Here is a 13,018-nt window from a genome sequence, read left to right on the forward strand (position 1 = left end):
GGAACGAGGTACGGACATGACCGAGTTCGCGCTTCCCTCTAAGCTCATTCCGGCCTTCCGGCGCTTACGGCAACATTACCAGCGCCGCGCCGAATCCGAGCTTTGTGCGCTGATAGAGGCGAGTAGCATCTTCGCCAAAACTGGTACTGACTATGACCCATGGGATGGTGGCACGTACGGTCATGACGTTTATATTTTCCTTCCCGAGGAGATGCTTGGTCTCCTTGATTTGGATGAGCAAGCAGCGATGCAAGATCGCATTCAAGAAGATCTAAGAAAGGCCACCCCAGAGGTCGAAAACGAATATGTCAGGGCCGTGTATATCAATGCCCGATACGAATCAGACCCTAACGTTCAGCAGTCGACGCCCTTTTCAATCGAGCCGATAGCTCGCCCTCAGGACGTCGGGTTGTGGAAGGCCAACGCTCTACGACTGTTCATAAGCCACCGAGATGAGGATAAGTTGGCTGCACGATCGCTAGCTAATGCTCTAGAGGCATATGGCGTCTCCGCCTTTGTTGCGCACGACGCAATCAAGCCCATGAAGGAGTGGCAGAAAGAGATACTCAATGGCCTGGCTACGATGGAAGTAATGTTGGTCCTTCTGAGCGATCGCTTTCACGAAAGCGTATGGACCAACCAAGAGGTTGGGTTCGCGCTCGGTCGCGGCATTCCGATCATTTGCCTGAAAATCGGAAACCTAAACCCAAAAGGGTTTCTCAGTGCCCATCAAGCAATGAAACGGAAACCCGAAGAGCTCGAATTGGCTGCATCGGACATCCTAAAGTCACTATTAGGGGAGGTTAGGCAAGCTGGGCGGGTCAAGGAGGTGCTAATCGAAGCCTTTATCAGCTCTGGTAGCTACCATGATGCGATTGCCAACTTGAAGCGGCTAACCGAGACCACAGATAAGCTGACAGAGAGCGATTTCGACCTTATCGCGAAAGGGTATGCAGAAAACGATCAGTTACATACCTGTGTAGGTATACACAACCGTCGTAACTGGTTTAAGAGATACCTAGAGAGTGCAACTGGTAAAGAACTTGAATTCAATGGAAAGCAGATTCTGGAGTCGTCTAGAGGGTTCGACGATGATATTCCGCTCTAGAAGAGCCGATATAGGTTTGTTGGGGATATCGGCCGCTTTCGCTGACCAGGTATTGCTCAGGACGCTGAATCTAATCGTCGCTTTTCTCTTCGAGCGTTCTTCGTGGTCGATTTACCGGCCGTTCAAATCCGCCCAGTGTGCTGGTGTCGCGCGTCAATGAATGTGCCGTAACCACTGATCATGACCCCGGAACAAGAAGCCAGAGTTGAGGTTGACCGGCTACCCCAGCTCGCCGGCTGGTCCGCATTGAATGCTTCGGACGCGAACATTCACGCGTCGCGCGGCGTGGCGATCCGCGAATGCCCCGTCATGCGCGATGTCAAAGGCTAGGCCCCAGCACCCGCATCATCAGCCGTGCGAAACTGAGAAATTAGTAAAGAATGCACAATTCAAGCAGGGCTGTTGAAGGCTCTGACCCCTATGTTCCAATGACAGGTTAGAAGTGTTTAAACGGGATTTATGTGATGACAAGCACCCAACAACGCGCCGCCCTGCAACGCCAGATCTGGCAAATCGCCAACGATGTCCGCGGCGCGGTTGATGGATGGGATTTCAAGCAATACGTCCTCGGCGCGCTGTTTTACCGTTTCATCAGCGAGAACTTCATTGACTACATCACCGGGGGCGATGAGTCTGTGGATTACGCCGCAATGGATGATGACGACAAAAACATTGCGGCCGCAAAAGAAGATGCCATCAGGACCAAGGGCTACTTCATCTACCCCAGCCAGTTGTTTTTCAACGTGGCCGCCAGTGCCAACACCAACGAGAGCCTGAACACTGATCTGGCCGCTATCTTTACCGCCATTGAAGCGTCTGCCAGCGGCTACCCTTCGGAACAAGACATCAAAGGCCTGTTTGCTGACTTCGATACCACCAGCAGTCGGCTCGGCAACACGGTCAAAGACAAGAACGCACGCTTAGCCGCTGTTCTCAAAGGCGTGGCGGGGCTGGACTTTGGCAGCTTCGATGCCAGCCACATCGACCTGTTTGGTGACACCTACGAGTTTCTCATCTCCAACTACGCCGCCAACGCTGGTAAATCGGGCGGTGAGTTTTTCACCCCGCCGCACGTGTCGCGCCTGATCGCGCAGCTCGCCATGCACAAGCAGACCAGCGTCAACAAGATCTACGACCCGGCCTGTGGCTCAGGCTCGCTGCTGCTGCAAGCCAAAAAGCAGTTTGACGCGCACACCATCGAAGAGGGCTTCTTCGGGCAGGAAATCAACCACACCACCTACAATCTGGCGCGGATGAACATGTTCTTGCACAACATCAACTACGACAAGTTCAACATCCAGCTCGGCAACACCCTGATCGAACCGCAATTTGGCGACGACAAACCCTTCGACGCCATCGTCTCCAATCCGCCGTACTCGGTAAAGTGGGTCGGCAGCGACGACCCCACGCTGATCAATGACGACCGCTTTGCTCCGGCCGGTGTGCTCGCCCCCAAATCCAAGGCAGACTTTGCCTTTGTGCTGCACGCGCTCAGCTACCTTTCAGCGAAAGGCCGCGCCGCCATCGTCTGCTTCCCCGGCATCTTCTACCGGGGCGGGGCGGAGCAGAAGATTCGCCAGTACCTGGTGGACAACAATTATGTCGAAACGGTGATTTCTCTTGCGCCAAACCTGTTCTTCGGTACCACCATCGCCGTGAACATTTTGGTGCTGTCGAAACACAAGACCGACACCAACATCCAATTCATTGACGCCAGCGGTCCGGACTACTTCAAGAAGGAAACCAATAACAACGTGCTGCTGGACACGCACATCGAACAGATCCTGAAGGTGTTCGACAGCAAAGCGAACGTGGATCACTTCGCCCAGTCCGTGCCGTTAGAGAAAGTGGCCGGCAACGACTACAACCTGTCCGTCAGTAGCTATGTCGAAGCCAAGGACAACCGCGAAGTGGTGGATATTGCCCAGCTCAATGCCGAGCTGAAATCCACAGTCGCCAAGATCGACAAGCTACGTAAAGACATTGACGCCATCGTGGGCGAGATCGAAGGGGAGGAGCAGGAGGCGTGAGCAGCCTGAACTTTATGGACAAATTGCTAGATGGAGTCGCGGTAGAGTGGAAGGTGCTGGGGACTGTTATTAAATTAGAAAAAGGCAGGCAGAGAAATAAGGATTTACTATCTGAGAATGGACTTTATCCTGCATATAACGGGGGCATTTCTCATTCCGGATTCACCGACACTTACAACTTCACTGAAAACAAAACCATAGTGAGCCAAGGTGGAGCATCAGCGGGCTATGTCAATTTCGTTACTTCAAAATTCTACGCTAATGCGCACTGTTATGTCGTGCTGCCGAACGCTGAAGTGGTTGAAAATAGATATGTTTATCATTTGTTGAAGCTGAATCAGGAAAAGCTAACTAACAAACAGCACGGCGCTGGTATACCAGCATTGCGAACTAGTGAAATTTTGGACATCCCTATCGCCATCCCATGTCCAGGTAACCCTTCAAAATCACGAGAAATCCAGGCCGAAATCGTCCGCATTCTGGACACCTTCACCGAACTGACCGCCGAACTGACCGCCGAACTGACCGCCCGCAAGAAGCAATACAACCACTACCGCGACCAGTTGTTGAGTTTTGAAGGGGGCCGCGTGGAGTGGAAGACTCTGGGCGAGCTCGCCGAGAATCTTGATTCCAAGCGTAAGCCAATTACGAGCAATCAACGGGATCCGGGCGACATTCCATACTATGGCGCCTCAGGAATCGTAGATTATGTCAAGGACTATCTCTTTGACGGAGACTTCTTGCTGGTCTCCGAAGATGGAGCCAATTTGTTAGCGCGAAATACGCCAATCGCTTTCAGCATCAGCGGGAAAAGCTGGGTGAACAATCATGCTCATGTACTGAGATTCGAGACATATGATGAGCGAAAGTACGTTGAATATTATTTAAACAGCATTGACCTAACTCCCTACATTTCGGGCGCAGCACAGCCAAAGCTGAACAAAAAGAATCTGGAGAGTATTCGCATCCCGGACCCCTCAACCGACGAGAAGAAGCGAATTGTTGGCATCTTGGATAAGTTCGACACTCTGACCAACTCCATCACCGAAGGTCTGCCCCGCGAAATCGAACTGCGCCAGAAGCAATACACCTATTACCGCGATCTGCTATTGAGCTTCCCAAAGCCGGAATAGACCGGGGCCTAAGATGAGCACGACGCTGACCGATATCGCCCAGCAGTTAAAAGATGCCAACAAGAAGGTGCAGCTGATCTATGCCTTCAACGGCATGGGTAAAACACGTCTGTCGCGGGCGTTCAAGCAGCTCATTGCACCGAGGGGTGATCGCGATTACCCCGACGATGAGGTTGACGTTCCGGAGCTGTCGCGCAACAAGATTCTCTACTACAACGCCTTCACAGAAGACTTATTCTATTGGGACAACGACTTGGCACGGGATGCCGAGCCCAGGCTGAGAATTCAGCCGAACACGTTCACGGATTGGGTGCTGATAGAACAAGGTCAGGACCAGAACATCATCTCAACGTTTCAGCGCTACACCAACGACAAGCTCACGCCGCGCTTCAATGAAGAGCGACCGGAAACGGATCAGGACGGCAAAGAGATCGTGATAAAGGCCTTTTCGGAAGTCACCTTCTCGATGGAGCGCGGTGACGACACGCGCATGGGAAACCTGAAGATCTCCAAGGGTGAAGAGAGCAACTTCGTCTGGAGCATTTTCTACACTTTGCTTGATCAAGTCATTGGCGTGCTCAATGTGCCGGAGCCCGGTGAACGAGAAACCAACGTGTTCGATCAGTTGGGATACGTGTTCATTGACGACCCGGTGAGTTCGCTGGACGAGAACCATCTGATTCAGCTGGCCGTCGACCTGGCGCAGTTGATCAAATCTAGCCAGTCTGAAGTCAAGTTCATCATCACCACGCACAATCCGCTTTTTTACAATGTGGTGCACAACGAGTTGAACAGCGACGATGGCAGCTACAAAAAGAAGAGCTTCGAAAAGTACCGGCTGACGATGCATGGGGATGGCACCTGTCAGCTGATTCCCCAGCCCAATGATTCGCCGTTCTCGTATCACCTCTACCTGAAGGCAGAGCTGGAAAAGGCCATTGCAAGCGGCCAGGTCAGCAAATACCACTTCAACTTCTTGCGGAACATTCTGGAGAAAACCTCTACGTTCCTTGGCTACAAAAAGTGGGGTGATTTGTTGCCGAGGACCGACCATGGCCGAACCAATCCGTACGAGGCCAGAATCATCAACATCTCCAGCCATTCAAAGCACGCAGGTGAAGAGGTGGTCGAGCTCACAGAAGACGACAAGCGGGTGTTGGGTTACTTGGTGAAAGAGTTCAATAAGACCTACCACTTTCAGCAGAATGAAAGCTCGGACAAGGCGAACAAGAAATAAGCATGCACGACTACAAGACCATTGCCGAGTCCAGAAATTTCATCGTTCTGGACAAGTACAGCAAGGAATGGCAAGTCCATGAGAACTACCAGAGCGAAGGCGATCTGGAGCGCGAGTTCATTCAGGATCTGGTGAATCAGGGCTATGAGGCTCCGCAGGGGCTGAACACGCCTGAAGCCATGCTGGTCAATGTGCGTGAGCAGCTGCAAACACTGAATGACGTGGCGTTTGAAGATGGCGAGTGGCTGCGTTTTGTCGAGACCTGGCTGGACAAGCCCAGCGATGGCATCGTCGAGAAGACCCGCAAGATTCACGATGACTACGTTCATGACTTTGTCTTTGACGATGGGCATATCCAGAATATTTATCTAATGGATAAGAGGAACATCGCCCGTAACAAAGTGCAGGTGATCAAGCAGTTCGAGCAGACCGGCAGTCACGCGAATCGGTACGACGTCACAATCCTGGTCAATGGTTTGCCGCTGGTGCAGGTGGAATTGAAGAAGCGCGGCGTGGCGATTCGCGAGGCCTTCAATCAGGTGCACCGCTACAGCAAGGAGAGCTTCAACAGCGAGCACTCTCTGTTCAAGTATTTGCAGCTGTTCGTGGTCTCCAACGGCACCGACAGCCGTTATTTTGCGAATACCACGCAGCGCAACAAGAACAGCTTCGACTTCACCATGAATTGGGCGAAGGCCGACAACAGCCTGATCAAGGATCTGAAGGATTTCACAGCCACCTTCTTCCAAAAGCACACGCTACTTAATGTGCTTCTACACTATTCGGTGTTTGACAGCAGTAACACATTGCTGATCATGCGCCCGTATCAGATCGCCGCGACCGAACGCATTCTTTGGAAGATCAACAGCGCGTATCAGGCGAAGAATTGGAGCAACACCGAAAGCGGTGGGTTCGTCTGGCACACCACAGGCTCGGGCAAGACCCTCACCAGCTTCAAGGCGGCACGCCTAGCCACCGAGCTAGATTTTATCGAAAAGGTGTTCTTCGTGGTGGACCGCAAGGATCTGGATTACCAGACCATGAAGGAATACCAGCGCTTCTCACCGGACAGTGTGAATGGGTCGGACAGCACCGCGGGGCTGAAGCGTAACCTGGACAAGGATGACAACAAGATCATCGTCACGACCATCCAGAAGCTGAACAACCTGATGAAGAGCGAGAGCGACTTGCCGGTCTACGGACAGCAAGTGGTGGTCATTTTTGACGAGTGCCACCGCAGCCAGTTCGGTGAAGCGCAGAAGAACCTGAAGAAGAAGTTCAAGAAGTTCTACCAGTTCGGCTTTACCGGCACGCCGATTTTCCCTGAGAACGCTCTCGGCGCTGACACCACCGCCAGCGTGTTCGGCCGTGAGCTGCATTCGTACGTGATCACCGATGCCATTCGCGATGAGAAGGTGCTGAAGTTCAAGGTCGACTACAACGATGTGCGCCCGCAGTTCAAGGCCATCGAAACTGAGCAGGATGAGAAAAAGCTAAGCGCGGCGGAGAATAAGCAAGCCTTGCTGCACCCTGACCGCATCCGCGAGATCACGCAATACATTCTGAACAACTTCCGGCAGAAAACCCACCGCCTGCAGGCAGGCAACAAGGGCTTCAACGCCATGTTCGCGGTCAGCAGCGTGGATGCCGCCAAGCTGTATTACGAGTCCTTCAAGACGCTACAGAAGGGTAGCGACAAGTCTTTACGGGTGGCGACCATTTTCTCGTTTGCCGCTAACGAGGAGCAGGACGCGGTCGGCGACATTCAGGACGAGAGCTTTGATGTCTCTGCCATGAACAGCAGCGCCAAGGAGTTTCTGAGCGCGGCGATTGCGGACTACAACGCGCTATTCAAGACCAACTTCAGCGTGGACAGCAACGGCTTCCAAAACTATTACCGTGATCTGGCCAAGCAGGTGAAAGCCAAGGAGATCGACCTGCTGATCGTGGTGGGCATGTTCCTAACCGGCTTTGATGCGCCCAGGCTGAATACGTTGTTCGTGGACAAGAACCTGCGATACCACGGGCTGATTCAGGCGTATTCGCGAACCAACCGTATTTTTGACGCCACCAAGACCTTCGGCAATATCGTCACCTTTCGCGACCTGGAGCAGGCGACCATCGCCGCCATCACCTTGTTCGGCGACAAGAACACCAAAAACGTTGTGCTGGAGAAGAGCTACAAGGAATACATGGAAGGCTTCACCGATGTGGCCACTGGTGAGGCACGACGTGGTTTCGTGGACGTTGTGAAGGAGCTTGAGCAGCGCTTTCCTGACCCCGCTGCCATTGAAAAGGAAGCGGACAAGAACGCCTTCGCCAAGCTGTTTGGTGAGTATTTGCGCGTTGAGAACGTGCTGCAGAATTACGACGAGTTTGCCAGCCTCAAGGCTTTGCAAGATCTCGACACGAACGATGCGACGGCGGTTGAGGCCTTCAAGGCCAAGCACTACCTGGACGATGACGCATTGGCCGCCTTGAAAGATATTCACATTCCCTCTGAGCGGAAGATTCAGGACTACCGCTCAACCTACAACGACGTTCGCGACTGGTTGCGTCGGCAGAAGGATTCTGCCGACAAAGATAAATCGACAATCGACTGGGATGACGTTGTCTTTGAGGTAGACCTGCTCACGTCCCAGGAAATCAACCTTGACTATATTCTGGAGCTGATTTTCGAGCACAACAAGAAGACAAAGAGCAAAGCAGAGCTAGTGGACGAAGTACGCCGGGTGATTCGCGCAAGCCTGGGCAACCGGGCCAAGGAAAGCCTGGTCGTTGATTTCATCAATCAGACGGATTTGGACGAGATCGGCGACAAGGCCAGCGTGATCGAAGCCTTCTTTATCTTTGCACAAGCAGTACAACAGCGTGAAGCGCAAGAATTGATCGACGCCGAAAACCTGAATGCCGAGGCGGCTAGACACTATATCGCCAGCTCACTCAAGCGCGAGTATGCCAGTGACAGTGGTACAGAACTCAACGCTGCCTTGCCAAAGATGAGCCCGCTTAACCCGCAATACCTGACCAAAAAGCAGACGGTGTTCCAGAAAATCGCCGCGTTCGTCGAGAAGTTTAAGGGCGTGGGCGGACATGTCTAATCTAAGTAATCCAGGTTTAGACCCGGCCAAGCTGCGCCGCCTGCTGGTGGACCTGATCGACAAGCCTTTGGACTTGATGGAGCACTACGTGCCGGTTGCATGGATTAAGACGGTGCCGCTGGAGTAGGCCATCAAGGAGAAAGGCTTCTTCGGTAACCAGAACAGTGTCGCTAAGCCGAAGGCAATGAAGTGGGTGCATAACATGGAGCGCCTTAAGAGTCGCTTCGGGATTAAGGACTAGGTTAGGAGCCCCGTATGACGGAAGCTCCGGCCGCCAAAATTTCTCGGTTGCTCATCCAGCGTGGCCGCAAGCTGTTTCGCGGGCCTTCTCAGAATCTAGAATCCACCGGCAACGCCAACGCCGATCGCATGGTGAACGACCTGGATCGGCAGCCTCATGCGTTCGTCATCGCTTGCATCATGAGCCGCCAGATGCGAGCGGAGCGCTGCTGGATTATCCCTTACGAGTTCAAGCATCGAGTTGGGACGTTCGATATGAAACGGCTGCGCCGTCTCAGCGATGCCGAGGTCCTCGACGCGTTCTCCAGGCCAACACCGCTGCACCGATACAACGCGGAGATGGCACGGAACTTCCAGTTCGCTATTCAACTGATTGCTGCCAAATATCGAGGCGATGCATCGCGCATCTGGGCCAATGAGCCCTCTAGCGCCGAGCTCGTCTATCGCTTTCTTGAATTCCGCGGGGTCGGGCCGAAGATCGCCACCATGGCAGCGAACATCCTAGCCAGACAATTCAAGGTGCCGCTTCGGGATTACTACTCCATAGACGTGTCCGCGGATGTCCACGTGAAACGCGTTTTCGAGCGATTGGGCTTGGTTGGGCCCAATGCTGATGTGAATCAGGTAATTTTCCGGGCGCGGAGTCTAAGCCCCGAATTCCCGGGATTGCTGGACTTCCCAGCGTGGGAGATCGGGCGGCACTGGTGCAGGCCGAGACGCTCGGATTGCGCAAGCTGTTATATGCGGAAGGTTTGTCCTACGGCGGCTTCCGGGTCATTGGACACGGGCGTGGTTCGAATGGATTAGCGGCCTTCACGGACTCGAAAGGGATTGTCAGAAATGCGTTCACCGCTCAAAAGAAAGCCTCTCCGCAATCCCGGTGACTCGGTCCGTAAGGAGATGGACAAGCTCGTCAACGAGAAAGTCCTTTCCGACTACTTCATTGCCATGTTCATGGTTCTGCTCGCCGGCTTGGAGTGGTTTCGCTGGTATACGGACATGCGGCCCCAACCGGTGATCTACACCGTTGTAGCGATCATCGTGGCTGGCGTTGCCTTCAATCGTATCCGCAGAAACTTCAAGAGATTCAGAGCATTGAAGTTAGGCCAAGAAGGCGAAGCCGCCGTTGGGCAGTTTCTTGAATCGCTACGGAATCGTGGCGCTTCCGTCCTCCATGACTTCCCTGGCGAGGGCTTCAATGTAGACCACATCGTGATCCACGAGAGCGGCGTCTACCTGATCGAAACCAAGACCTTCTCGAAACCAGATCGTGGCGAACCCTTGATTACTTTCGATGGCGAGCGCGTGCTGGTGCTCGGCAGGGAGCCTGATCGGAATCCGGTTATCCAGGCGCGAGCCTCCGCGAGGTGGCTAAGCGAGTTGATTCAGGAGCTTACCGGGAAGAGGGTTGCCGTTCGGCCTGTCGTCGTTTTCCCAGGGTAGTTCATTCAGCCGACTGCGGAGGCCAAGTCGAGTGACGTGTGGGCCCTGAACCCAAAGGCATTGCCGGCGTTTATCGATAGCAGTCGAAGCCAGATGGCCGACGCGGACGTGCACTCGCTCGCGGCGCATCTTTCTCGCTACGCGCGCGCCGAGCTTGGCCGTAGCGGAAAGCGCGGTGGTCACTAGTCTCGCCGCCTGAACCGTGGAAAAGTTACTCGGTCCCGAAAGCTCCATTTGAAGCGGGCGGACGGTTATATTTTTCGATAGTCTGAGCAGGCCCTGCCCGCCTGCCAGGATCGCGGAGTGACGAGAATATGCGCGAAATAAGCTACATGCTGTTGGTTAGTTCGATTGTATCGGGACACGCTATTGCTCAGGTCCCGGACCTTTCAGGACTGGACTTGGACACCCGTACGTCGATCCAACTGGCGTGTGCTCGTGCAAAGGTAGAGGGGCCGACTGTATATCGCGACTGCATCGTCAATCAACTAGAGAGTATCGAGGGCATGGATCCTTTGCCTGACGTCTCTGGGCTTGATCTGGATACCCGTACGTCTATTGAACTGGCTTGTGCCCGTGCGAAGACGGAGGGCCCAGCTACATATCGCGCCTGTGTCGGTCGCGAGTTGGAGAGCATTGAGGGTATGGACACTTCGCCTGATCTCTCCGGGCTCGATTTGGACACGCGTGGGTCGATTGAACTCGCTTGTGCTCGCGCCAAGGTAGAGGGGCCGGCGGCGTATCGCCAATGCGTGCGCCGCCACTTCGAAAGCGTCTCCGAAACGGAAGACACTTCGGGGCTATCGGAGCTTGAGCCGACTTTGCCCGGGGCAGAGGAAGGAGTTTCGGCCAACGGCTCATGGGAATTGAGTACGGAGGGCACTGGGACAGCATTCGAGAGCCGCTGGGCGACGACCTCTGCACTCCCCGATGAATCGAGCGCCGAATCAGAGCTTGCCTTCGTGGGCATCAACGCCTACGAGGGGAGTCCTGAGCTATTCATCGGCGATCCGTACTCCACTGCGGAAGTCTTGCTGTCTGCGATGGTGGGAGAAGAGATTGAGTGTGCCTTCGGAAACTGGGGGCTTGCGGTCGATCGAGAGGAATTTCCAATTGCCGATACGTCAAGATCTACGGATAACTCGGCGACGTTTCTGCACCCGCGGGATGAGAGGGGATTCTGGCGTGCTTTCGCTGGTGGGTCGCGATTGGCCGTTCAGGTGGAAAGGACCTGCTACGGTGACATGGATGTAATCACGATGGTTTACTCGCTTTCGGGATCTCAAGCTGCAGTCCAGTTCGTTTTGAATCGAGAGCCGTAGGAGTAGTTCATAGCACTGGACTACCCCCACAGCACACCAACTGCTAGTTTCCCCCGAAGCCCGATCCCCATGCTGGGCCTTGAACCGCAACACGCCGACCGGAGGAATGCAGCATGGACAACCCAGCCCGCCGGCAGCTACTGAAATTTCTCGCCGCCAGTCCCCTGCTGTACTGCACCGCGGCCGGCCGCCTCTTGGCTGAGGAATCCCTCGACGCCCTCGAGCTGCCCGACCACCTCATCAAGTCGCCGGCCGATGCGCTCGACGTGTTCGACTTCCACGCGGTCGCGAAGCACAACCTGCCGCCGGCCCACTACGGTTACCTCGCCACCGGCACCGACGGCAACGAGACGCTGACCGCCAACCGGCGCGCATTCGAGCAGGTCTACCTGCGGCCGATGCGCATGGTGGACACCAGCCGGGTCAGCCTCGAGACCATGCTACTCGGCGAGTCGCTCTCATCGCCGATCGTGCTGGCCCCGGTCGGTAGCCAGGGCGCGTTCCACCCCGACGCGGAGCTCGCCACGGCGCGGGCGGCCCGGGCGCAGGGCCACCTGCAGCTCCTGTCGAACGTGGCGACGACGCCGATCGAGGACGTGATCGCCGCGCGCGGCGAGCCGGTCTGGTTCCAGCTCTATCCGACCAACCAGTGGTCCACCGCCCAGATGATGCTGGAGCGGGCCGAGCGGGCCGGGGCCCGCGTGGTCGTGCTCACCATCGACCTCCACTCCGGCAGCAACCGCGTGCTGCTGGGCCAGCACGAGCGCATCGATGACCGCGACTGCTCGACCTGCCACGGCACGTACAGCGTCGAGGACTTCCTGCGCCTGAACCCGATGTACCAGGGCTCGCAGGTTACGTACGCCGATTTCGGCACCGCCGACATGACCTGGGACTACCTCGAGCGGATCCGCCGGGCCAGCTCGATGAAGATCGTGGTCAAGGGCATCGTCACGCGCGAGGATGCGGCCGGCGCGGTCGAGGCGGGGGCCGACGCGGTCTACGTCTCCAACCACGGCGGCCGCGCCGAGGCCAGCGGCTGGGGCGCGCTGGAGAGCCTGCCCGAGGTGGTGGAGGCTGTGAACGGTCGCGTCCCGGTCATGATCGACAGCGGGTTCCGCCGCGGCACCGACATCTTCAAGGCCCTCGCCCTGGGTGCGGATGCGGTGTGCATCGGCCGGCCCTATATCTGGGGCCTGGCGGCCTTCGGCCAGGCGGGCGTCGAGAAGGTGCTGGAGATGCTGCGGGCGGAGCTGGCGATGGTGATGGGGCAGGTGGGCGCGGCCTCGATTGCGGATATCAGCGGCCGGCATGTGGGGATGCGGTAGGGAGAGTGACTCGAACGGCGCGTGCTGCGCAAAGCTGAGCTAATATCGGCGTGGGATCGAGCGCAGGCGGGTCAGC

10 protein-coding genes are annotated in these 13,018 nt (G+C 55.6%); all 10 read left to right on the forward strand.

Annotated features, from left to right (window positions below):
• The first annotated feature begins 16 nt into the window (after positions 1 to 16).
• The 10 genes from G6N75_RS00495 to G6N75_RS00535 all read left to right on the forward strand — a co-directional run bounded on the left by G6N75_RS00495 (position 17) and on the right by G6N75_RS00535 (position 12,942).
• Positions 17 to 1,108, forward strand: coding sequence for a toll/interleukin-1 receptor domain-containing protein (locus G6N75_RS00495; RefSeq protein ID WP_165346110.1), 1,092 nt, complete (start codon positions 17 to 19; stop codon positions 1,106 to 1,108).
• Between the two features lie 464 nt (positions 1,109 to 1,572).
• On the forward strand, positions 1,573 to 3,138 hold the full coding sequence (locus tag G6N75_RS00500; RefSeq protein WP_165346111.1) for a type I restriction-modification system subunit M: 1,566 nt from the start codon (positions 1,573 to 1,575) through the stop codon (positions 3,136 to 3,138).
• The gene (locus G6N75_RS00505) at positions 3,135 to 4,271 is read left to right on the forward strand and encodes a restriction endonuclease subunit S (RefSeq protein WP_165346112.1); all 1,137 of its coding nucleotides are present in this window, start codon (positions 3,135 to 3,137) and stop codon (positions 4,269 to 4,271) included. Before G6N75_RS00500 ends, G6N75_RS00505 begins: the two co-directional genes overlap by 4 nt.
• Positions 4,272 to 4,284: 13 nt before the next feature.
• Entirely contained in the window at positions 4,285 to 5,508 is a 1,224-nt protein-coding gene (locus tag G6N75_RS00510) for an AAA family ATPase (RefSeq protein WP_165346113.1), read from the forward strand.
• Positions 5,509 to 5,510: 2 nt separating this feature from the next.
• Positions 5,511 to 8,609 carry a type I restriction endonuclease subunit R gene (locus G6N75_RS00515; RefSeq protein WP_165346114.1) on the forward strand — a complete coding sequence of 1,033 codons (3,099 nt, stop codon included), beginning with the start codon at positions 5,511 to 5,513 and terminating at the stop codon, positions 8,607 to 8,609.
• On the forward strand, positions 8,602 to 8,736 hold the full coding sequence (locus tag G6N75_RS15395) for a hypothetical protein (RefSeq protein WP_276611190.1): 135 nt from the start codon (positions 8,602 to 8,604) through the stop codon (positions 8,734 to 8,736). The genes G6N75_RS00515 and G6N75_RS15395 overlap by 8 nt, the downstream gene beginning before the upstream one ends.
• 128 nt (positions 8,737 to 8,864) lie before the next feature.
• Positions 8,865 to 9,656, forward strand: a complete 792-nt coding sequence (locus G6N75_RS00520) for an iron-sulfur cluster loop (RefSeq protein ID WP_165346115.1) — start codon at positions 8,865 to 8,867, stop codon at positions 9,654 to 9,656.
• 93 nt (positions 9,657 to 9,749) lie between these two features.
• Positions 9,750 to 10,292 carry a nuclease-related domain-containing protein gene (locus tag G6N75_RS00525; protein ID WP_240900848.1) on the forward strand — a complete coding sequence of 181 codons (543 nt, stop codon included), beginning with the start codon at positions 9,750 to 9,752 and terminating at the stop codon, positions 10,290 to 10,292.
• Between the two features lie 314 nt (positions 10,293 to 10,606).
• Positions 10,607 to 11,614 (forward strand): hypothetical protein, encoded by a 1,008-nt coding sequence (locus G6N75_RS00530; RefSeq protein WP_165346116.1) that lies wholly within the window; start codon positions 10,607 to 10,609, stop codon positions 11,612 to 11,614.
• Between the two features lie 113 nt (positions 11,615 to 11,727).
• A complete protein-coding gene (locus tag G6N75_RS00535; protein WP_165346117.1) occupies positions 11,728 to 12,942 on the forward strand; it encodes an alpha-hydroxy acid oxidase in 1,215 nt (404 codons plus the stop codon).
• Positions 12,943 to 13,018 lie beyond the last annotated feature (76 nt).

The organism is Thioalkalivibrio sp. XN8 (assembly GCF_011058255.1).
GTDB lineage: Bacteria > Pseudomonadota > Gammaproteobacteria > Steroidobacterales > XN24 > XN24.

Excerpts from the sequence above, each read along its gene's own strand:
- G6N75_RS00495 (WP_165346110.1), top strand. The coding sequence starts at position 17 with ATGACCGAGTTCGCGCTTCCCTCTAAGCTCATTCCGGCCTTCCGGCGC.
- G6N75_RS00500 (WP_165346111.1), top strand. The coding sequence starts at position 1,573 with ATGACAAGCACCCAACAACGCGCCGCCCTGCAACGCCAGATCTGGCAA.
- G6N75_RS00510 (WP_165346113.1), top strand. The coding sequence starts at position 4,285 with ATGAGCACGACGCTGACCGATATCGCCCAGCAGTTAAAAGATGCCAAC.
- G6N75_RS00515 (WP_165346114.1), top strand. The coding sequence starts at position 5,511 with ATGCACGACTACAAGACCATTGCCGAGTCCAGAAATTTCATCGTTCTG.
- G6N75_RS15395 (WP_276611190.1), top strand. The coding sequence starts at position 8,602 with ATGTCTAATCTAAGTAATCCAGGTTTAGACCCGGCCAAGCTGCGCCGC.
- G6N75_RS00520 (WP_165346115.1), top strand. The coding sequence starts at position 8,865 with ATGACGGAAGCTCCGGCCGCCAAAATTTCTCGGTTGCTCATCCAGCGT.
- G6N75_RS00525 (WP_240900848.1), top strand. The coding sequence starts at position 9,750 with ATGGACAAGCTCGTCAACGAGAAAGTCCTTTCCGACTACTTCATTGCC.
- G6N75_RS00530 (WP_165346116.1), top strand. The coding sequence starts at position 10,607 with ATGCGCGAAATAAGCTACATGCTGTTGGTTAGTTCGATTGTATCGGGA.
- G6N75_RS00535 (WP_165346117.1), top strand. The coding sequence starts at position 11,728 with ATGGACAACCCAGCCCGCCGGCAGCTACTGAAATTTCTCGCCGCCAGT.